Origin of the sequence: Streptomyces sp. NPDC090442 (assembly GCF_044769405.1) — a bacterium.
Classification (GTDB): domain Bacteria; phylum Actinomycetota; class Actinomycetes; order Streptomycetales; family Streptomycetaceae; genus Streptomyces.
In genome coordinates, this window is record NZ_JBIVXW010000107.1 from 1 (window position 1) to 20,864 (window position 20,864).

The 20,864-nt window shown below is 72.3% G+C and carries 17 protein-coding genes; 13 read left to right on the forward strand and 4 right to left on the reverse strand.

The window, feature by feature from the left end; genetic code table 11:
• Positions 1–281 precede the first annotated feature (281 nt).
• Positions 282–593, forward strand: coding sequence for a hypothetical protein (locus tag ACIQU6_RS41080; RefSeq protein ID WP_403487220.1), 312 nt, complete (start codon positions 282–284; stop codon positions 591–593).
• Positions 594–678: 85 nt separating this feature from the next.
• On the opposite strand, the gene ACIQU6_RS41085 is transcribed toward ACIQU6_RS41080, so the two are convergent.
• A complete protein-coding gene (locus ACIQU6_RS41085) occupies positions 679–2,268 on the reverse strand; it encodes an FAD-dependent monooxygenase (RefSeq protein WP_403487194.1) in 1,590 nt (529 codons plus the stop codon).
• A gap of 38 nt (positions 2,269–2,306) precedes the next feature.
• Between ACIQU6_RS41085 and ACIQU6_RS41090 the strand changes: the two genes are divergently transcribed.
• Complete coding sequence (locus tag ACIQU6_RS41090; RefSeq protein WP_403487196.1) at positions 2,307–2,984, forward strand: TetR/AcrR family transcriptional regulator C-terminal domain-containing protein; 678 nt, start codon at positions 2,307–2,309, stop codon at positions 2,982–2,984.
• 42 nt (positions 2,985–3,026) lie between these two features.
• Here ACIQU6_RS41090 and ACIQU6_RS41095 read toward each other — a convergent pair whose 3' ends face one another.
• The 3 genes from ACIQU6_RS41095 to ACIQU6_RS41105 are packed head-to-tail and all read right to left on the reverse strand — an operon-like array spanning position 3,027 to position 6,558.
• Positions 3,027–4,202 (reverse strand): acyltransferase family protein, encoded by a 1,176-nt coding sequence (locus tag ACIQU6_RS41095; RefSeq protein WP_403487198.1) that lies wholly within the window; start codon positions 4,200–4,202, stop codon positions 3,027–3,029.
• Positions 4,202–5,581: a polysialyltransferase family glycosyltransferase gene (locus ACIQU6_RS41100; RefSeq protein ID WP_403487200.1), complete on the reverse strand. Its 1,380-nt coding sequence runs from the start codon at positions 5,579–5,581 to the stop codon at positions 4,202–4,204. Before ACIQU6_RS41100 ends, ACIQU6_RS41095 begins: the two co-directional genes overlap by 1 nt.
• Positions 5,581–6,558: a glycosyltransferase family 2 protein gene (locus ACIQU6_RS41105; RefSeq protein ID WP_403487202.1), complete on the reverse strand. Its 978-nt coding sequence runs from the start codon at positions 6,556–6,558 to the stop codon at positions 5,581–5,583. Before ACIQU6_RS41105 ends, ACIQU6_RS41100 begins: the two co-directional genes overlap by 1 nt.
• Before the next feature lie 199 nt (positions 6,559–6,757).
• Between ACIQU6_RS41105 and ACIQU6_RS41110 the strand changes: the two genes are divergently transcribed.
• From ACIQU6_RS41110 to ACIQU6_RS41160, 11 genes are all read left to right on the forward strand, one after another.
• On the forward strand, positions 6,758–8,077 hold the full coding sequence (locus ACIQU6_RS41110) for a DUF6716 putative glycosyltransferase (RefSeq protein ID WP_403487204.1): 1,320 nt from the start codon (positions 6,758–6,760) through the stop codon (positions 8,075–8,077).
• Between the two features lie 35 nt (positions 8,078–8,112).
• On the forward strand, positions 8,113–9,315 hold the full coding sequence (locus ACIQU6_RS41115; RefSeq protein ID WP_274913711.1) for an acylneuraminate cytidylyltransferase: 1,203 nt from the start codon (positions 8,113–8,115) through the stop codon (positions 9,313–9,315).
• Positions 9,316–9,387: 72 nt separating this feature from the next.
• Positions 9,388–10,347, forward strand: coding sequence for an N-acetylneuraminate synthase family protein (locus ACIQU6_RS41120; RefSeq protein ID WP_403487206.1), 960 nt, complete (start codon positions 9,388–9,390; stop codon positions 10,345–10,347).
• Between the two features lie 151 nt (positions 10,348–10,498).
• Positions 10,499–11,638, forward strand: coding sequence for a hypothetical protein (locus ACIQU6_RS41125; protein ID WP_403487222.1), 1,140 nt, complete (start codon positions 10,499–10,501; stop codon positions 11,636–11,638).
• 158 nt (positions 11,639–11,796) lie between these two features.
• Positions 11,797–13,017 (forward strand): amidohydrolase, encoded by a 1,221-nt coding sequence (locus ACIQU6_RS41130; protein ID WP_403487224.1) that lies wholly within the window; start codon positions 11,797–11,799, stop codon positions 13,015–13,017.
• Positions 13,018–13,203: 186 nt separating this feature from the next.
• Complete coding sequence (locus ACIQU6_RS41135) at positions 13,204–14,235, forward strand: BMP family protein (RefSeq protein WP_403487208.1); 1,032 nt, start codon at positions 13,204–13,206, stop codon at positions 14,233–14,235.
• Between the two features lie 193 nt (positions 14,236–14,428).
• Positions 14,429–15,937, forward strand: coding sequence for an ABC transporter ATP-binding protein (locus ACIQU6_RS41140; RefSeq protein ID WP_403487210.1), 1,509 nt, complete (start codon positions 14,429–14,431; stop codon positions 15,935–15,937).
• The gene (locus ACIQU6_RS41145) at positions 15,934–17,109 is read left to right on the forward strand and encodes an ABC transporter permease (RefSeq protein ID WP_403487212.1); all 1,176 of its coding nucleotides are present in this window, start codon (positions 15,934–15,936) and stop codon (positions 17,107–17,109) included. The genes ACIQU6_RS41140 and ACIQU6_RS41145 overlap by 4 nt, the downstream gene beginning before the upstream one ends.
• A complete protein-coding gene (locus ACIQU6_RS41150; protein WP_403487214.1) occupies positions 17,106–18,389 on the forward strand; it encodes an ABC transporter permease in 1,284 nt (427 codons plus the stop codon). Before ACIQU6_RS41145 ends, ACIQU6_RS41150 begins: the two co-directional genes overlap by 4 nt.
• Before the next feature lie 31 nt (positions 18,390–18,420).
• Positions 18,421–18,822, forward strand: a complete 402-nt coding sequence (locus tag ACIQU6_RS41155; protein WP_403487216.1) for a cytidine deaminase — start codon at positions 18,421–18,423, stop codon at positions 18,820–18,822.
• Positions 18,823–18,942: 120 nt separating this feature from the next.
• A complete protein-coding gene (locus ACIQU6_RS41160; protein WP_403487218.1) occupies positions 18,943–20,220 on the forward strand; it encodes a thymidine phosphorylase in 1,278 nt (425 codons plus the stop codon).
• Positions 20,221–20,864 lie beyond the last annotated feature (644 nt).

The following is a 20,864-nucleotide window of genomic DNA, read 5'->3' on the forward strand; positions in this document are numbered from 1 at the left end:
CCGGACGAACTCCCACTCAGCATCCGACAGTTCATGGCGACGTATCACCCCACCATGATCCACCACCCAAGATCATTTGAAGACACGACCTAGGGCACCGGTATCCGTAGCGGAAGTGCTTCGGCCACTCCGATACTGAACTAGTTCACTCGACCGGGGTAGCGAACGAGGGCGCGGCCGTGACCGGAGCAGCGGGCCCTGCGCAGGCCCTCGCGAGAGGTGGCCACCGGCCCGAGAGTGTGACCATCAACTGGCAAGGAGTTGACGACGTGACCAACGCCATGAATGGCGCACGGCTGTTGCCGTGGAGCAGTCCGGAGGGGAAGCCGTGTTACCTCCTTGGGGGCGGCGGGGGCGGGTATGTCTCGCGGCTTGCGGATCGGGTGGAGGAGGAGCAGATGGACTCCGCGGCCGAGTTCATCGAGGAAGCCGGTGGGGTTCTTGCCGGGCGGGTGTGGACACCGGGGGAAATCCATCTGCTGGCCGTGGAGTTGAAGGCCCATCTGGTCACCGTCCATCGGGTTTCGGAGAGTCGGGGGGCTCGGTTGTCGGTGTGGGAGGACGGTGGCGAGAGGAGCGATGGGGCGCCCTGAGGACGCAGGGGGGAGGTGGGCCCGCCCGGTTCGGGTGAGGGGAGGGCGGGCCCCCATGCGTAGGGCAGGGACGGGAGATGGGGCGTCAGGACGAGGTGTGGCTGGTGGCGGTGAAGTGGGCTTCGAGGGCCTTGGTGAGGGACTCCGTTGCCGTTTCCGGTGGGGTCGAGACCGCTATGTAGCCGTCGGGGCGGATGAGGTGGACGGCGGGGGCGGGGCCGTAGGTGGTGCGGAGGTGGCCTTCGGGGTCGAGGAGGTCGGGGGTGGGGCCGCCTACGTGGGCGATGTGGAGGGGAGTTGAGCCGGCGGCCCTGGTGAGGGCGGCGGGGTCCAGGTCCGGGGCGTCGAGGGCGAGCACGGTGAAGTGGGGGCCGCGCAGGACGTCGAAGAGGCGGCGGGGGGTGCCGTCGGGCGTGGTGCAGGGGGCGTCCGGGGCGCGGTCGCCGGCGGTGCGGGCGCCTTCGGGGAGGTCGGCGCGGAGTTCGCGGCTGAGCGGGCTGTCCGGGTAGCCGATGTCGAGTTGGTGGAGGTCGCGGCCGCGGCGGAGGCTGCCCGAGCGGTGCAGCCGGGTGCTGGTGGCGAGGATGCGGGCGGCGATCGGGCGGCGCTCGGTCTCGTAGGTGTCGAGGAGGGCGTCCGGGGCGCCGTGCCGGAGCACCTGGCCCAGCTTCCAGCCGAGGTTGTAGGCGTCCTGGACGCTGGTGTTGAGGCCCTGGCCGCCGGCCGGGGAGTGGATGTGCGCGGCGTCGCCGGCGAGGAAGACCCGGCCCTGGCGGAAGTGGTCGGCCATGCCCGCCTTGGGGCGGTAGACGGAGGTCCACTGCACGTCGCGGACCTGGTCCGCGGTGAGGTGGGTGTGCTCGGCGATCAGGGCGCGGACCGCCTCGGTGGAGGTGTCCGGCTCGGCACTGGCCGCGGCGGCGAGCAGCTGGAAGCCGTCGGTGCCGGCCAGCGGGAGCAGGGCGAGGAAGCCGCCGCTCGGCAGTGTCCAGCGGTGCCAGTGGTCGCGGTCCAGGCCGTCGAGGCGGACGTCGGCCAGGATGGCGTGGCCGGGGGCGAGTTCGGGGCCGGTCATCCGGATGCCGAGCTGCTTGCGGATGGTGCTGGCGCCGCCGTCGCAGGCGACGAGGTAGCGGGCGCGGACGGTGCGGGGGCTGGTCTCGGGGCCGGTCAGGTGGGCGGTGATGCCGTCGGGGTCCTGGGCGAAGTCGACCAGTTCGGTGGCCAGTTGGACGGTGCCGTCGAGCTCGCGGAGGCGGGCGTGGAGCAGTTCGGCGTTGCGCCACTGGGGGAGCATCAGGGCGTTGGAGTAGGGCGTGGACGGGGTCGGGGCGACCCGCTCGACCATCTGGTGGGTGCGGACGATCCGGCCGTCCTGCCACAGGCCCATGGGCGGGTAGACGCCGCCGGCGGCGTGCGCGGCGGGGAGCAACCCCAGGTCGTCGTAGACCTCCTGGGTGCGCGGCTGGACGCCGGTGCCGCGGGCGCCGCGGGAGAGGGTGGGCTGCCGCTCGACGATCAGGGTGGTCACGCCCCGGCGGGCGAGGTCGATGCCGAGCGCGAGGCCGGTCGGGCCCGCGCCGGCGATCAGGACGTCGACGAGGTCGGTGGTGGCCCCGGGGGTGTCCTGGGCAGCGGTCGTGGCGACGGTGTCCTTAACGTTGTTAAGTGCCATGCTTCCGAGGGTGCGCTTAACGGTGTTAAATTGTCAATATGGCTTCGCGTATTGACCGGGATGCGGTGGTGGCGACCGCCCTGCGACTGCTGAACGAGGGGGGACTGGACGGCCTGACCCTCCGACGGATCGCCAAGGAGCTCAACGTCCAGGCGCCGGCGCTCTATTGGCACTTCAAGAACAAGCAGGAACTGCTGGACGAGATGGCGACGGAGGTCTTCCGGCGGCTGTTCCGGTCGACGGCGTCGGGCGGGCCCGGGCCGGACGGCCGGTGGTCGTCCTGGCAGGAGATGCTCCTCCGCTCCTGCGGCGCGCTCCGCGAGGAACTGCTCACCTACCGCGACGGCGGCAAGCTCGTCAGCGGCACGCGGATGACGGACGACACCTTCGCGGCCCCGATGGAGCTCTTCCTCGGCCACTTCACCGCGGTCGGCTTCACCCTGTCCGAGGCGGTCAGCGCCTGGTGGACCGCGTACAACTACACCGTCGGGCTGGTCATCGAGGAGCAGTCGGTGCACCCGGACCCCGAGCGCCCGGAGATCCGCGACCCGGCCTACGACCTCGACGAGCGCGAGCGCCGGCTGGGCGCGACGTACCCGCTGGCCGCGCACGCCGGGCGGCAGATGTTCGGCGACGTGCAGGCGTCCTACGATGCCGGGCTGCGGATCATCATCGCCGGGATCGAGGCCAACTTCGTGCAGGGGAGGCGGGGTTGAGGGAGGACGCCGCTCCGGCGGTCGTCCCGGCGGTCGCCCCCGTCAGCGGCGCGGGTCGATGGCGCGGCGGAGGCGGGGGGCCAGGGGGCGTTCGACCCAGCGGTGCATCGTCCAGGCCAGCAGCAGCATGAGCGCCACGGTCCCGAGCAGGGTGGCGTAGGAGGGCAGGCCGGCGCCGCGGTGCAGGGCGCCTATCACCACCCAGCCCAGGTGCTCGTGGACGAGGTAGAAGGGGTAGGTCAGCGCGCCGGCCACGGTCAGCCAGCGCCAGTCGGCCCAGCGGAAGGCGCCCAGCGCGACGGCGGCGACCAGCGCGAAGCCGGCGGTGACGACGGCGATGATGACCGTCGCCGAGCGGTAGGAGAAGGCGTGCACGGACGGCGCGTGCCAGAGCCCGGCGACCGCGTAGTGCTGCCCTATCAGCCAACTGACCAGCACGATCGTCCAGGCGACCGGGTCCTTGCGACCGAAGCGGTGCAGCAGGTACAGGCCCACGCCGCCGATGAAGAACGGGGCGTACTGCGGCATCAACACGGTGTTCAGGAACGGCTCGTGGGACGACTGGGCCAGCGCGGCGGCCAGCGTCCAGCCGGCGCAGAAGAGGACCACCCGGCCGCGGGTGGCGCCGGGCAGCACCACGCACAGCGCGAACAGCGCGTAGAACCGCATCTCGGCCCAGAGGGTCCAGCAGACGCCGAGCACCCGGTGCACGCCCAGCGGGTACTGGAGCATGGTGAGGTTGGTCAGCACCTCGCTGGGGGAGAGCGCCTTGAAGGCGACCCAGGGGAGCGCGAAGACCGCGGTGACCAGGAGGATCGCCACCCAGTACGCCGGGTAGAGGCGGCTGATGCGGGAGGCGACGAAGGAGCGCAGGGTGCGCCCCCAGCCGCTCAGGCAGATCACGAAGCCGCTGATCACGAAGAAGATCTGGACGCCCAGGCAGCCGTACGCGAACGCGCCGGACAGGGCCGGGAACTGGTGGGCGGGGGAGTCGCCCCAGGCCCGGGAGACGTCGCCGCCGCGGCCGCCGTAGTGGTAGGCGGCGACCATCAGGGCGGCGACCAGCCGCAGCCCGTCCAGGGCGCGCAGCCGGGAGGCGCCGCCCCGGCCCCGTATCGCGGTGTCCTTGGCGGCGGCCGGCGCGGCGCTCGGGTTGGCCGGCGCGGCGCGGTCCGGCGCCAGGCGGGGCGCGCCGGCGGCCGGTGAGGTGGTGGTCATCAGGTGGCGGCCCACTTCTTGAGACGGCGCTGCCTCAACCGGCGCTGCACGGACCGGGCCCGGCGCGCCACCCGGCGGAGCGCGGCATTGCGCGGCAGGAACGCCAGTTGGGACGGGAGGGCGCCGGGCAGCGCCAGCGCAGTCAGGCGGCGCCGCTTGAAGTAGCGGCGGGTGTACGCGTCGAGGTGGGCGGCCAGGTAGCGCTCGGCGGCCGGCCGGAGCTGCGGGTAGATCTGGTGCTGCATCGCGTAGCCGACCGCGGTGGCCAGCGGGCCGACGTCCGCCGGGGTGGCGAGGGTGCGCGGCGCCGCGCCGTGGTCGGCGAGGTCCGGGACGAGCGCGTCCACCAGCGTCACCGGCATCCGGTTGCTGTTCTGGTACGGCGTCAGGCGATCCAGCAGCAGCCCGGTGCCGGTCCGGGCGACCGGCAGGTCGAAGAGGGTGGCGGCGGTCAGCAGCGCGGTGGAGAAGCAGCCGACCACCAGTGCCGGGCGGGCCCGTTGGTAGAGGGCCTCGGCGAGCACCGGCCGGTCCAGCACGGTCAGCGCGACCCCGAGCCGCTCGGCCTCCCGCTCCAGCATCCGCGACCAGCGGGCCGGCGCCGACGGGTGCGGCTTGAAGACGATGGTGCGGTGGCCCCGCTCGGCCGCCCCCCGCACCATCCGGACGTGCAGCTCCTCTTCCTCCTGCGGGGTGAGGATGGACAGCGCTGAGAGGTACTGGCCGAGCAGCAGTGCCGCGCCCTCGGGGACGCCCGCCAGCTCGCCCAACGCCGCGCTCTCGTCGGCGAGTTCGGCCAGCACCTTGGTGACCGCGTCGGCCGGCACGATCTGCGGGGCCACCCCGAACTCGGTGAGCAGCAGCGGCGCCAGGCCCGGCACGAGGTCCAGGTGCAGCACCCGGCCGATCCGGGTGCCGATCAGCGGGTCCAGCTTGTCGCGGGTGGGGCCGTAGCTCATCAGGCCGTCGGCGTAGACGTCGATCGGGGCGCCCGGGAAGAGCTGCGCGAGCGCCTGCGCCGGGTTGACCTGGATGGACTCCAGGACCAACTCGACCTCGTCGTCGCCCAGTTCCCACAGCAGCCGCAGATGGCGCTCCCACAGCGGGACGTCGTTGGGGCGCGGGGACCAGCCGCCGGGGTGGAACGGGCGGATCGTCTCGTTCCACGACAGCACGCCGTCGAAGCGGTCGCGCAGCCGCGCGAAGCCCGGCATCGCGTCCAGCGCCGGGCTGGTCTCCGGCGTCGTCGCGTTGTTGGCGATCAGCAGCAGCCGGCGGTCGGCCGGGGCGAACAGGTCGGCGTCCAGGGCGGCGGCCAGCGTCGCCGCGCCGTACAGGGTGGACGCCAGGAAGATCTGGGTGCGGGGCCGGCTGGGCATCAGGCGGCGACCTCCGCAGGAAGGGGCCGGCGGCGCAGTCGCCGCAGTCGGGAGGCGCGCTGCACATCCATGGAATCCAGGGCTTCCTTCAGTACGTCCTGCGGCATGCGTTTCATGGCCGCGGCGCTCAACGCCCGCAATTTACGGGCGATCGGTGGCTCGAAACGTTCGATCGTGCCGAGGTGATGGGAAATGATCGCGCAATAGGTGCGCACCGCCTTCGGCAACAGCAGATGCGCCTCGGGATCACCGGCGGTGTCCTCGATCACCTGGTCGAATGCGCGAATGAAGTCCAATTGCCGCACGTCACCGATCTGTGTCAACGAGGACGCCACCCCGCGCCGGTAGAAAACGCCCAACAACCCCGTCACCGCCATGGATTTCGCCTCGCGGTGCAGCCGCCAGATCCACGGCCGGTCCTCCGCGGTGCGCAGCCCGTCGGTGAAGTGCAACAGGCCGTCGTCCAGCAGGCGGCGGTGGTAGATGCCGGCCCAGGCGTAGGCGTAGTCGACCGAGGTGGAGCGGTCGGCGGGCAGGATCACGCTCCGCGGATCCAGCACCACCCCCCGCCGGCCGTGCGGGACCCGGTGCACGGTGCGGGTCCGGTTGGTGCACTGGACGTGGTCGGTGCGCACGAAGTCGCAACCCAACTCCTCGATGACGGACAGGAGTTCGGGGAGGTAGCCGGGGGCCAGCCAGTCGTCGCCGTCGAGGAAGGTGACGTACTCGCCGCGGGCCGCGTCCAGTCCGGTGTTGCGCGCGGTGGCCAGGCCGCCGTTCTTCTCGTGCCACAGCACCCGGGCGCCCGGCAGTTCCGCCTCGGCGCGCCGGAGGATGTCCGGCGTCTCGTCGCGTGAACAGTCCTCGACGAGCAGGAATTCGAAATCCTCGCGAGAGTTCGCCGCCAGGCTTTTCAGAGTATCGGGCGCGTATGTCTGCACGTTGTAGAACGGCACGACGACGGAGAGCTTGACCACCCCCGAGACGTTAGGGGCGGCGCCCGGCATTCGTCTTTACGCGGCGCGTACCCGGCGGTGAACGACGCATGGCGGGATGGTTAACCGAGCCGTCGACCGGGCGGTATTCGGGTGGGTTCGGCGTTCGGCGACCGGCTGTTAACCCGTTGTTGCTCCCGCGTTGGTCCGCCAAGCGTCGCGCCTTTCTAGCGTTTTCGACGTGCCATCACCTACCCATTCCGCACCGCGGGTCGCGGTGCTCGCCGATTCGGACACCCGGTGGAAGTGGGGAGCCCTGACCGCGCGTCGGCTCCACCCGGACGCCCGACTCGACGGCTACCTGCTCCGCGGCCGCGCCACCCCGACCGTCCGCCAACTCGGCGAGGTCGGCGCCCGCGCGGACTCGTTGCGGGAGATCAGGGGCGTCGACTTCGTCCGCGAGACGGACCGCACGCGGTGCGACGTGCTGGTGCTGGCCTGCGTCGGCGGCGCCGTCCAGGCGATGGTGCACGGCCTCGCGCACGCCTGGCGCACCGACCGGCGCCGCCCCGTCGTCGTCACCGGCTACGTCGGCGTGGTCTACGAGAAGCTGGCCGACGGGCTGCTGCTGCGGCACGGCGCGGACGTGGTGCTGGCCAACTCCCGACACGACGCGGAGCGATTCCGCGCGGTCTACCGGGGCGTCGGCGCGTCGGACGACAGCGTCGTGGAGTGCGCGCTGCCCTTCCTCGGCGGCGCGCCGCACCGGGCGCCGGACGCGCCGCGCACCGTGGTGTTCGCCGCCCAGCCCTCCGTCCCGGAGACCCGCGAGGCGCGAACGTACCTGCTGCGCCGGGCCGTTGGGCACGCCCGGCTCCACCCCGAGCGCGAGGTGCTGATCAAGCTCCGCAGCAAGCCCGGCGAGCACACCACCCACATCGAGGAACTGCCGTACCAGAAGCTGGCCGGCAAACTCCCCGGCGGGCTGCCCGCCAACTGCCGCCTGGTGTACGGGAACATGGGCGAGGTCCTGGACCGCACCGACCTGATGGTCACGGTCAGCTCCACCGCCGCCCTGGAGTCGCTGCACCGCGGCATCCCCACCGCCGTCCTCACCGACCTCGGCGTCCGCGAGGCGCTCGGCAACCACCACTTCCTCGGCTCCGGCTGCCTGGCCTCCTGGGACGAACTCGACGCCGGACACCGCCCGGAGCCCGACCCGGAGTGGCTGGCCCGGCAGGGCGTCGCGGCGGACGGGACGTACGAGCGCGCCTTCGACGCCGCCCGCGGCCGGGTCGCCGAACTGGCCGCCGCCGACCAACTCCCGCCGCCCGCCCCGTACTACACGCCCCGCACCGCCCCCGGCTATCTGCCCGGCATCCTCGCCCGCTACGGCCTGGACCCGCACGGCGCGCCGCTCGTCGGACGCGCCGAGGAGTCCCAAGAGACCGGCGGGCTACGGCGGTTCGCCCGCGACGCGGTCCGCGAGGCCGCCCGGGGCGCCTACCGGCACGGCGTCCAACGCGTCGCCCCGGCCATCCGCCGCTGGGGGCAACTGTGAGTGCCCCCGCACCCGACCCGACCGAGGAGAGCCCCATGCCCCCCACCGTTGTGGCCGTCATCCCCGCGCGCGGCGGCTCCAAGGGCGTCCCCGCCAAGAACCTCGCCGCCGTCGGGGGCGTGCCCCTGGTGGCCCGCGCGGTCCGCGCCTGCCGGTCCGCGCGCCTGGTCACCGACGTGGTGGTCTCCACCGACGACGCCGGGATCGCCGCCGCGGCCCGGGCCGCCGGGGCGCTCGTGATACGGCGGCCCGGCGAGATCGCCGGCGACACCGCCACCAGCGAGGCCGCGGTCCGGCACGCCATGGACAGCTACGAGGCCGAACAGGGCCGCCAGGTCGGGGCGGTGCTGCTCGTCCAGTGCACCAGCCCGTTCCTCACCGGCGAGGACATCGACGCGGTGGCCGCCGCGGTCGTCGAGGGCGGCGCGGACAGCGCGCTGACCGTCGCCCCGTTCCACGGCTTCGTCTGGCGGGACGCCGAGGCCGCCGACCCCGGCGAGAGCGCCCCCGACGGCGGCCGCGGCGTCAACCACGACAAGTCGTTCCGGCCGCGCCGCCAGGACCGCCCCCAGGACCTCCTGGAGACCGGCGCCGCCTACGCCATGGACGCGGCCGGCTTCCGCGCCAGCGGCCACCGCTTCTTCGGCCGCACCGAGCTCGTCCGCACCGACCCGGCCCGGGTGTTGGAGATCGACGACCCGCACGACCTGGCCCGGGCCCGCGCCCTGGCCCCGCTGCTGGACGCCGCCCGCCCGGACGCGCTCCCGACCGGCGACGACATCGACGCCGTCGTCCTGGACTTCGACGGCACCCAGACCGACGACCGGGTGCTGATCGACGCCGACGGCCGGGAGACCGTCGCCGTGCACCGCGGCGACGGCCTGGGCATCGCCGCGCTGCGCCGCTCCGGGCTGAAGCTGCTGATCCTCTCCACCGAGCAGAACCCGGTGGTCGCCGCCCGCGCCCGCAAGCTCAAGGTGCCCGTTCTGCACGGCATCGACCGCAAGGACGTCGCCCTGAAGCAGTGGTGCGAGGCGTCCCACGTCACCCCGGAGCGGGTGCTCTACGTCGGCAACGACGTCAACGACCTGCCCTGCTTCGACCTCGTGGGCTGGCCGGTCGCGGTCGCCTCGGCCCACGACGTGGTGCGCGGCGCGGCCCGCGCGGTCACCACCACCCCCGGCGGCAGCGGAGCCATCCGCGAGATCGCCGGCTGGCTCCTGGGCCCCTCCCTCTAGCCGCTGCCCGCCCCCGCACGCCCCCGTCCCCCACCCAGCACGCCCCCCGAACACAGAACGAAGGAACCTCCCATGAGCAGCAACTCCCGCCTCCGCTCCCTCGGCGACCGCGAGGTCGGCCCCGGCCGCCCCGTCTACGTCACCGGCGAGATCGGCATCAACCACAACGGCGACCTGGAGAACGCGTACCGGCTGATCGACGCCGCCGCGGACGCCGGCTGCGACGCGGTCAAGTTCCAGAAGCGGACCCCGGAGGTCTGCACCCCGCGCGACCAGTGGGACATCGAGCGCGACACCCCCTGGGGCCGGATGACCTACATCGAGTACCGCCACCGCGTGGAGTTCGACGAGGACGGCTACCGCGCCATCGACGCGTACTGCAAGAAGCGCGGCATCGCGTGGTTCGCCTCCCCCTGGGACGTCGAATCCGTCGCGTTCCTGGAGAAGTTCGACGTGCCCTGCTACAAGGTCGCCTCCGCCTCGCTCACCGACGACGAGCTGCTGCGCGCCCTGCGCGCCACCGGCCGCGCCGTCGTCCTGTCGACGGGCATGTCCACCCCGAAGCAGATCCGGCACGCCGTCGAGGTGCTCGGCAGCGACAACATCGTGCTCTGCCACGCCACCAGCACCTACCCGGCCAAGGCCGAGGAGCTCAACCTCCGGATGATCCACACCCTGCAGGCCGAGTACCCCAACGTCCCGATCGGCTACAGCGGCCACGAGACCGGCCTGCAGACCACCCTCGCCGCGGTCGCCCTCGGTGCCGCCTTCGTCGAGCGGCACATCACCCTTGACCGCGCGATGTGGGGCTCCGACCAGGCCGCCTCCGTCGAGCCGCAGGGCCTGACCCGCCTGGTCCGCGACATCCGCACCATCGAGGAGTCGCTCGGCGACGGCGTCAAGAAGGTCTACGAGAGCGAGCTCGGCCCGATGAGGAAGCTGCGCCGGGTCGCCGGCGTGGTCGCCGAGGCCGAGGCCGGACAGGGCGCGGACACCGACTCCGCCACCGACCGCGAGCCGGCCACCGTCTGACGCGGAGAGCGGAGTTCGCCACGTGAGCTCACCCGAAGGGGCCCGCGCCGCCGGCGCCGAGGTCCCGCCCGAGGAGGCGACGGGGACTCCCGCCCGTCGCCTCCTCGGGGTCCCCCGGCAGCGCAACCGGACCGAATCCGACGGTGACCAGATGAGCCCCGCCCCCGCGGACACCGGCACCCTCGCCTTCGTCGAGAGCCCGGTGCAGCTCCTCAACGTGCTGGAATGGGCGCACGGCTGGGCCCGCGGCGGCGGGGCCGTCCGGCTCACCGTCGTCGTGCTCGCCCCGCACGACCCGATGACCCGCGGCCAGTTGCGCAGGATGGCCGAACTCGCCCGCGACGAGGGGCACACCGTCCGCTGGGAGGAGGCCCGCGGCGGCACCGCCGCCCCGCTGCGCACCATCGGCGGACTCACCCCGCTGCTCCGCCGGGCCCAACGGGTCGTCCTCGGCGACCCGTTCTCCCGTTACGTGCAACTGCTGTTGGGGCTGAGCAGGGCCCGCGACCTGGTGGTGGTCGACGACGGCACCGCCACCATGGAGTTCATCGGCCAACTCGCCCGCGGCGAACGGCTGGTGCGCTGGCACCGGCACGGCGCCGGGCGCGGCCCCCGCGACCTGCTGTTCGCACCGTTCGCCGGCGCCGCCCGGCGCCGTCTCACCCCCGGACCCCGGGACGCCCGACGCCGCCGCACCGTCGCCCTGTTCAGCTCCATGCCGGTCGAGGTGCCCGACGGGATGGTCGTCACCGCCAACGACTTCGCCTGGACCCGCAGCCGCTTCGGTCCGCCCCGGCTGACCCGCACCGCCGACATCGTCGGCACCTCGCTGGTGGAGACCGGCGTCGTCGACGCCGACCGCTATCTGGCCGCGGTCGCCCGGCTCGCCCGCGCGCACGGCGCCACCCGCTACTTCGCCCACCGCCGCGAGAAGGCCGCCAAACTCCACCGGTTGGCCACCGAGACCGGGTTGGAGGTGGTCCGCCCCGACCTGCCGCTGGAGTTGATCGCCCGCCGCGGCCCGGTGGGCCGGCTGGTGCTCAGCTTCCCCTCCACCGTCGTCCACACCCTGCCGCTCGCCCTCCAGGGCACCGGAGTCCGGGTCGCGGTCTGCGATATCGACCCGACCTGGCTCACCGCCCACGCCTCCCCGCGCGCCCAGGGTTTCCTCGACGGCGTCACCGGCACCGCCCGCGACGTCCAACGCCTCCCGGGCGCACGCCCCGAACCCGAACCCGAACCCGGAACCCGAACCAAGGATCCGAACACCCCGGTCGAACCTGATAGCTGAGCCTGACAGCGAGCGATAAAGCCCTCGTTCATACCCCTCGCAAAATCCGTCCATGCACCCGCCTGCCTAAAATTTCTTCCCCTGAGGGGCTGAACTTTTGTTGATCGAGGGCCAGTTGCCCCGTTCGGACCCGTAACCTTCAACGGGTGAACCAACTGATGTCCCGCGCCGCCGACGAGCCGCACACACCCGCCCTGCCCGGCACGCTCCCCGAGTCCCTCCGCGCCGAACTCATCGCGTTCCGCCGTGACTTGCACATGCATCCCGAGCTCGGCAACCAGGAGTACCGGACCACCGCAGCGCTCAAGGAGCGCCTGGAGCGCGCCGGGCTCGCCCCCCGGGTACTCGCCGGCGGCACCGGCCTCGTCTGTGACATCGGTAGCGACCACGACGCCCCCGACGGGCGGCTCGCGCTGCGCGCGGACATCGACGCCCTGCCCATCCCCGACACCAAGACCGTGGACTACGCCTCCACGATCCCCGGCCGGGCGCACGCCTGCGGGCACGACGTGCACACCACCGTCGTGCTCGGCGCCGCCCTGGTCCTCGCCGAACTGGCCCGCGAGGGCCGGCTGACGCGTCCGGTGCGGGTGCTGTTCCAGCCCGCCGAGGAGGTGCTGCCCGGCGGCGCCGCCGAGGCCGTCGCGGCCGGGGTGCTGGACGGCGTCGGGCAGATCCTCGCGGTGCACTGCGACCCGCGGGTGGACGCCGGCCGCATCGGGCTGCGCACCGGCCCGATCACCTCCGCCTGCGACCGCCTTGAGGTCGCCCTCGAAGGGCCCGGCGGCCACACCGCCCGCCCGCACCTGACCACCGACATGGTCACCGCCGCGGCGCGGGTCGCCGTCGACGTGCCGGCGCTGATCGCCCGCCGGGTCGACGCCCGGGTCGGCCTCGCCATCACCTGGGGCCGCCTGGAGACCGGCCACGCCTGCAACGTCATCCCGCAGTGCGCCGCCCTCGCCGGCACCGTCCGCTGCCTGGACCTGAACGCCTGGCGGCAGGCGCCCGACCTGGTGCACGCCGCCATCGACGAGGTCGCCACCCTGCACGGCGCCAAGTCCCAGATCGACTACGTCCGCGGCGTCCCGCCGGTCGTCAACGAGGAGGACAGCGTCCGGTTGTTGCGCGACGCGATGGCCGTCCGCCGCGGCGCCGCGGCCGTCGAGGACACCGAGCAGTCCCTCGGCGGCGAGGACTTCTCCTGGTACCTCGAACACGTCCCCGGCGCGATGGCCCGGCTCGGCGTCCGCCCGCCCGGCGAGCTGAGCGGCCTCGACCTGCACCGCGGCGACTTCGACGTGGACGAGCACGCGATCACCGTCGGGGTGGAACTCTTCACCGCCGCGGCACTGCTCAGCCCGGCGCGGACCGAATAGATCGCGCCACTCCCCGCCATCACGGGCGGTCGGCCTCGGGCCGGCCGCCCGCCGCGTTTCCGGGGCACGCGCTGAGAGACGAATCGATAACGGCCGCGCAGCGGAGGGTTTTGCGCCAGGTCTACGCGCGTTAATCTCCCGTCAAGCCAGCGCCACTGGGGGCGCTTACAGCGAAGGGAAGGCCCCGTGCGTCGGGTCATCAGGATTGTCGCCGCGGCCACCGCCACCGGGTGTCTCGCGCTCATGGCCACCGCCTGCGGGCAGAGCTTCGCGGAGGCCCACCGCGCCTCGCACGCCGGCGTCGGGCTGGCCTTCGACATCGGCGGCCGGGACGACCACTCGTTCAACGAGGCGGCCGCCCGCGGCACCGAGAACGCCCGCCGGAAGCTGGGCGTCAACGTCAAGATGCTCACCGCCAAGAACGGCGAGACCGAGGCCGACCGCGAGCAGCGGCTCACCTCCTTCGCCGAGGCCGGCTACAACCCGGTGATCGGCGTCGGCTTCGCCTACAGCCAGTCCGTGCAGAACGTCGCCAGGGACTTCCCCGACATCACCTTCGGCGTGGTGGACGCCGTGCCGACCGGCAAGAACGTCGACGCGATGGTCTTCGCCGAGCACGAGGGCTCGTATCTGGCCGGCGTCGCGGCCGCGTTGAAGAGCAAGACCCACAAGGTCGGCTTCATCGGCGGGGTGAACAACGCGCTGATCCAGAAGTTCCAGGCCGGCTTCGAGCAGGGCGTGCGCGACACCGACCCCAAGGCCAAGATCCTCTCGCAGTACCTCTACCCCAACAACGACAAGGGGTTCAACGACCCGGCCGCCGCCAAGGCCAAGGCCCAGGGCATGCTCGACAGCGGCATCGACGTGATCTACTCGGCCGCCGGCCAGTCCGGCGCCGGCTCCATCGAGGCGATCAGCAAGGTCAAGGGCGCCTGGGCGATCGGCGTCGACTCCGACCAGTACCGGCAGCCGGGCCTGGCCCGCTACAAGAACCACATCCTGACCTCCGTGGTGAAGAACGTGGACGTGGCCGTCTTCGACCTGATCCAGAGCGTCCAGCGGCACAAGCCGCTCACCGGCGTGCACACCTACGACACCAAGCACGGCGGTGTCTCGCTGGCCACCTCGGGCGGCTTCATCAAGGACGTCCAGCCGCAGATCGACGCGGCCCGGAAGAAGATCATCGAGGGTCAGGTGAAGGTCAAGGAGACGCCGTAGCTCCCGCGGTTTCGGGCACGGCGCCGTCACCGGCGCCCCAACGCCCCACCGCCGTCCGCTTCTTCGCTTTCTTCCGCTCCTTCGCCCTTGAGGGGAGTGCGTCATCAACGCAGCGCCCACCAGCAGCGGCCCGCCCGATCAGGACGCCCCTGCCGTAGAACTCCGCGGGATCACCAAGAGGTTCCCCGGCGTCGTGGCCAACCACGACATCCATCTCGCCGTCCGCCGCGGCACCGTCCACGCCCTGTGCGGCGAGAACGGCGCCGGCAAGTCGACCCTGATGAAGATCCTCTACGGCATGCAGAAGCCGGACGAGGGCACCATCGCGCTCGACGGCGAACAGGTCACCCTGCACACCCCGGGCGACGCCATCGCCCGCGGCATCGGCATGGTGCACCAGCACTTCATGCTCGCCGACAACCTCACCGTGCTGGAGAACACCGTCCTCGGCGCGGAGAAGCTGCACGGCATCGGCGCCGGCGCCCGCGCCCGGATACGGGAGATCTCCGACGCCTACGGGCTGAACATCCGCCCCGACGTGCTCGTCGAGGACCTCGGCGTCGCCGACCGGCAGCGGGTGGAGATCCTCAAGGTGCTCTACCGCGGCGCCCGCACGCTGATCCTCGACGAGCCGACCGCGGTCCTGGTCCCGCAGGAGGTCGAGGCGCTCTTCGACAACCTCCGCGAGCTCAAGTCCGAGGGCCTGACCGTCATCTTCATCTCCCACAAGCTGGGCGAGGTGCTCTCGGTCGCCGACGACATCACGGTCATCAGGCGCGGCACCACGGTGGCGTCCGTCGAGCCGGCCGCCACCACCCCCAAGCAGCTCGCCGAGTTGATGGTCGGCAGCGAACTGCCGTCGCCGGAGACCCGCGAATCCACCGTCACCGACGTCGAGATGCTGCGGGTGCAGGACGTGCACCTGTCGGCCACCGACGAAGGCGGCGCGGTCCGCACGGTGCTGGACGGCATCTCGTTGACCATCCGCAAGGGCGAGGTGCTGGGCGTCGCCGGCGTCGAGGGCAACGGGCAGGCCGAGTTGGTCGAGGCCGTCATGGGCACCCGCACGCCCGACCGCGGCACGATCACCCTGGACGGCGCCGACCTCTCCCGCGCCACCACCCGCGCCCGCCGCGAGGGCGGCATCGGCTACATCCCCGAGGACCGCCACCGGCACGGCCTGCTGCTGGACGCCCCGCTGTGGGAGAACCGCATCCTCGGCCACGTCACCGAGCGCCCCAACAGCAAGGGCAAGCTGCTGGACCTGGCCGGCGCCCGCGCGGACACCGAGCGGATCGTCGCCGAGTACGACGTGCGCACCCCCGGCATCGAGGTCACCGCGGCCTCGCTCTCCGGCGGCAACCAGCAGAAGCTGATCGTCGGCCGGGAGATGAGCCACCACCCCAAGCTCCTGATCGCCGCCCACCCCACCCGCGGGGTCGACGTCGGCGCGCAGGCGCAGATCTGGGAGCAGATCCGCGCCGCGCGCCGGGAGGGCCTGGCGGTCCTGCTGATCTCTGCCGACCTGGACGAGCTGATCGGCCTGTCCGACACCCTGCGGGTGATGTACCGGGGCCGGTTGGTCGCGGACGCGGACCCCGCCGTGATCACCCCGGAGGAGTTGGGCTCCGCCATGACCGGTGCCGCCAGCGGCCACCTCAGCGCGTCGGACGACGCCGCACAAGGGGGTGCGCAGAAGTGAGCACGACCACCCCCGCGCCAACGGGCGGGCAGAAGGCCGCCGTTGACGCCCTGGCGCGCAGCGCCACCCGGGACAAGGTCCTGCTGGCCATCGCCGCGCCGGTGCTCGCCATCGTCGCCGCGATGGTGATCAGCTCGCTGGTCTTCCTGGCCTCCGGCGAGAGCCCGTTCCGGGCCTACGGGATCATGGCCGACTACGGCCACTACAGCGACAGCCAGGTCTGGATCATCAACAAGGCGGTGCCGTACTACCTTTCGGCGCTCGCGGTGGCCATCGGCTTCCGGATGAACCTCTTCAACATCGGCGTCGACGGGCAGTACCGGCTGGCCGCCTTCGCCGCGGCCGCGGTCGGCGGGGCCGTCGCCCTGCCCGGCGCCCTCCAGATCATCCTGCTCATCGTCGTCGCGATGCTGGTGGGCGCGGTCTGGTCCGGCATCGCGGGCCTGCTCAAGACCACCCGCGGGGTCAGCGAGGTGATCACCACGATCATGCTGAACTCCATCGCGGCCTCGGTGATCGGCTACTTCCTCCAGGACGGCCGGCTCGCCATCAAGGACGGCAACCTCCTGCACACCAAGTTCCTGCCGGAGTCCAGCCACTTCTTCTCCTTCCCCACCCACCCCAAGCCGGTCGAGGGCTTCGTGGTGGTCGCGGTGGTCGCCGGCGCCCTGTACTGGTTCCTGATCAACCGCACCCGCTTCGGCTTCGACCTGCGGGCGGTGGGTGCCTCCGAACCCGCCGCCGAGGCCAGCGGCGTCAGCGTCAAGCGGATGGTGGTCATCTCCATGCTGCTGTCCGGCGCCGCCGCCGGCCTGGTCGGCATGCCCACCCTGCTCGGCGAATCGTTTCAGTACGGCACCGACTTCCCGGCCGGCATCGGCTTCACCGGCATCGCCATCGCGCTGCTCGGCCGCAACCACCCGGTCGGCATGGCGTTCGGCGCCCTGCTGTGGGCGTTCCTCGACCGCACCGGCTCCCGGCTCGAATTCGAGGGCTACGCCCAGGAGATCGTCGGCGTCATCCAGGGCGTGATCGTGCTCTGCGTCGTCATCGCCTACGAGGTCGTGCGCCGCTACGGACTCCGCCTCCAACAGCGCAAGGTCGGCGAGGAGTTGGCCGTACTGGCCCGCACCGGCACCGACGCCCGTGACAAGCCGGAGGTGACGGCGTGAGTACCGAACTCAAGTCCGCGGCGCGGTCCGCGGCCGCCGGCACCGGCGGCGGGAAGCGGAAGCTGACCTACCCCTGGATCCTGCTGATCGTCGCCGGCGCGCTGGTCGCGATCTCCGCCCTGCGGGCCGTCAGCGGCGCCGGCGACCTCACCTCCGCCGGCCAGTTCGGGGCCGCGCTGAGCGCCGCGGTGCCGATCGGGCTGGCCGGTCTGGGCGGCCTGTGGGCCGAGCGGTCCGGCGTGATCAACATCGGGCTCGAAGGCATGATGATGCTCGGCTCGTTCGCGGCCGGCTGGGCGGGCTGGCAGCACGGCCCCTGGGTCGCGGCCGCGGCCGGCATCGTCGGCGGCGCGCTCGGCGGCCTGGTGCACGCCGTCGCCACCGTCACCTTCGGCGTCGACCACATCGTCTCCGGCGTCGCCCTCAACATCCTCGCGCTGGGCGCCACCCAGTACCTGGCCACCCTGTGGTTCGGCCAGGAGGGCAGCGCCGCGATGCACGCCGGCGGCAACGACAAGCAGTCCCCGCCGATGGCCGACATGCCCACCTTCACCGTCCCCGGCCTGGCGGACTGGCTCAACGGCATCGAGGGCCACCACTGGTTCCTGGTCTCCGACCTCGCCGGCGTCCTCGGCGCGGTGGTGACCAACGTCTCCTGGCTCACCCTCCTCACCGTCGCCCTCTTCGTCGGCACCTTCTTCCTCCTCTGGCGCACGGCGTTCGGCCTGCGGCTGCGGTCCTGCGGCGAGGCCCCGCTCTCCGCCGAGAGCCTGGGCGTCAACGTCGCCGCGTACAAGTACGCGGCGGTGGTGGTCTCCGGTGCGCTGGCCGGCCTCGGCGGCGCCTTCCTGGCGATCAGCGTGCACTTCTACCAGGACGGCCAGACCGGCGGCCGCGGCTACATCGGCCTGGCCACCATGATCTTCGGCAACTGGCGGCCCGGCGGAGTCGCCCTGGGCGCCGGCCTGTTCGGCTTCATGGACGCCATGCAGCTCCGCAGCGGCGGCCCGACCGTGCACGCCCTGCTGCTGGGCCTGGCCGCGCTGCTCGCCGGCCTGGCGCTGGTGCGGCTGCGCGCCGCCAAGCGGGCCCAGGCCGCCGTCGCCGGCGCGGCCGCCGCCATCCTGCTGATCTGGTACGCCCTCTCCGACAGCGTCCCGCTGGAACTGGTCGAGGCCAGCCCCTACCTCGCTACGCTGCTGGTCCTGGCGCTCTTCTCGCAACGCCTGCGGTCCCCGAAGGCGATCGGGAAGCCCTACCGCCGCGGCCAGGGCCACTGATCCCGCACCATCACGAGGAAGTACCCCACGCATGACGCACGACGTGCCGGTCGACTGGACCGCACTGCGGGAGCGGGCCCGGGACGCGATGTCCCGGGCCTACGCCCCCTATTCCGGCTATCCGGTCGGCGCCGCCGCCCTGGTGGACGACGGCCGCACGATCACCGGCTGCAACGTCGAGAACGCCTCCTACGGCCTCGCCCTGTGCGCCGAATGCGGCCTGGTCTCCGCCCTGTTCGCCGGCGGCGGCGGCCGACTGACCGCCTTCACCTGCGTCGACGGTGCGGGCCGACTGCTCGTCCCGTGCGGCCGCTGCCGACAGCTCCTCCACGAACACGGCGGTCCGGAACTCCTGGTCGACACCGCCGCCGGCGTCCGCCCGCTCTCCGACCTGCTCCCGGACGCCTTCGGCCCCGGCCACCTGGCCCGCTGACGACGGGCGGCGCCGCCCGCCGCCCGTTCTGGCCGTCGCCGCATCTATGCGTGTAGAACGGGAGGCGGTGAGAACGGGACCCACCCGTTCTCGGCCTGCCCGTTCGAAAGGAACCCGCCCATGGACGTCATCTCCGTCATCCGTACCAAGCGCGACCGCGGCGAGCTGACCCCGGAACAGATCGACTGGGTCATCGACGCCTACACCCGCGGCGAGGTCGCCCACGAACAGATGTCGTCCCTGGCGATGGCCATCTTCCTCAACGGCATGAACCGCGCGGAGATCGCCCGTTGGACCGCCGCCATGATCGCCTCCGGCGAGCGGATGGACTTCTCCTCCCTCACCCGCCCCACCGCCGACAAACACTCCACCGGCGGCGTCGGCGACAAGATCACCCTCCCGCTCGCCCCGCTGGTCGCCGCCTGCGGCGCCGCCGTCCCGCAGCTCTCCGGCCGCGGCCTCGGCCACACCGGCGGCACCCTCGACAAGCTCGAATCCATCCCCGGCTGGCGCGCCCAGCTCTCCAACGCCGAGATGCTCGACGTCCTGAGCACCGTCGGCTCGGTCATCTGCGCCGCCGGCGACGGCCTCGCCCCGGCCGACAAGAAGCTCTACGCCCTCCGCGACGTCACCGGCACCGTGGAGTCCATCCCCCTCATCGCCTCCTCGATCATGTCCAAGAAGATCGCCGAGGGCACCGGCTCCCTCGTCCTGGACGTCAAGGTCGGCTCCGGCGCCTTCATGAAGCACCTCGACGACGCCCGCGAACTCGCCTCCACCATGGTCGGATTGGGCACCGACCACGGTGTCAGGACGGTCGCCCTCCTCACCGACATGTCCACCCCCCTCGGCCTGACCGCCGGCAACGCCCTCGAAGTCCGCGAATCCGTCGAGGTGTTGGCCGGCGGCGGCCCGCAGGACGTCATCGACCTGACCCTCGCCCTGGCCCGCGAGATGCTCGACGCGGCCGGCCTGAAGGACGCCGACCCGGCCAAGGCCCTCGCCGACGGCTCCGCCATGGACCACTGGCGCCGCATGATCACCGCCCAGGGCGGCGACCCCGACGCCACGCTCCCGACGGCCCGCGAAACCCACGTCGTCCCCGCCCCCGCCACCGGCGTCCTGACGACCCTCGACGCCTACGCCGTCGGCCTCGCCGCCTGGCGTCTGGGCGCCGGCCGCGCCCGCAAGGAAGACCCGGTGCAGGCCGGCGCCGGCATCGAACTCCACGCCAAGCCCGGCGACCAGGTCACCGCCGGCCAGCCCCTCCTCACCCTCCACACCGACACCCCGGAAAAGTTCGACTACGCCCTCGCGGCACTGGACGACGCGGTCCGGATCGGCCCGTCGGACACGCCGTTCGAGGCCGCGCCTGTGGTGCTGGGGCGGATTGGCTGAGGCGCTATGTGGGACGCCCCGCCGGATCCACCGGCGGGGCCCCGCCGAGGCTTTTCGCAGTGGCGCAAGGGCGCGTGGCAGTAAGGGCATGGACTCTTCCTACGGGTAGGGGCCTTCTTGGGCCGCGCTCAGGGGAGCGCGGCCGGTGCTTCATCAACCACCGGAGAAAGCAGTTGCGTTGATCACTCGCCGAGGAGTCGGGCGGGGTGTGTTCACGGATTCCTCCGCCCGTGCGGGTGACTACGGATTTCCCGGCTGACCTCGAACAGCTTCTTCTCGTCCCGCGCTTCCAGCGCGCTGTCCCGCTCGTTGCTCAGGGCCGCGCAAACACGGCACCCGGGCACCGGAAGCGCCTCGTACAGCCACCCGTCGATGGGTAGCTCAAGCGGCCTCGTTGAGTAGCGCGTCGGTTCCGTCACCGCGGACCCACCCGGTTCACCACGAGGGTCATGACACCCATGGAGCCTCCTAGTTGATGCTCTGTTGCCGTTCACCCCAGTTGGGAAAGCGCCGGGCCACCTGTTTCGGGCGCTGGCCCGGCGAACACCCCTAGGAATGTTCTGAAGATGTTGTGCTGTTCTGGCCCGGGATCATGCGTGCTGGGTCCAGAGTTGTAGGCATGTTGGGGCGGCGGTCGAAGGAGC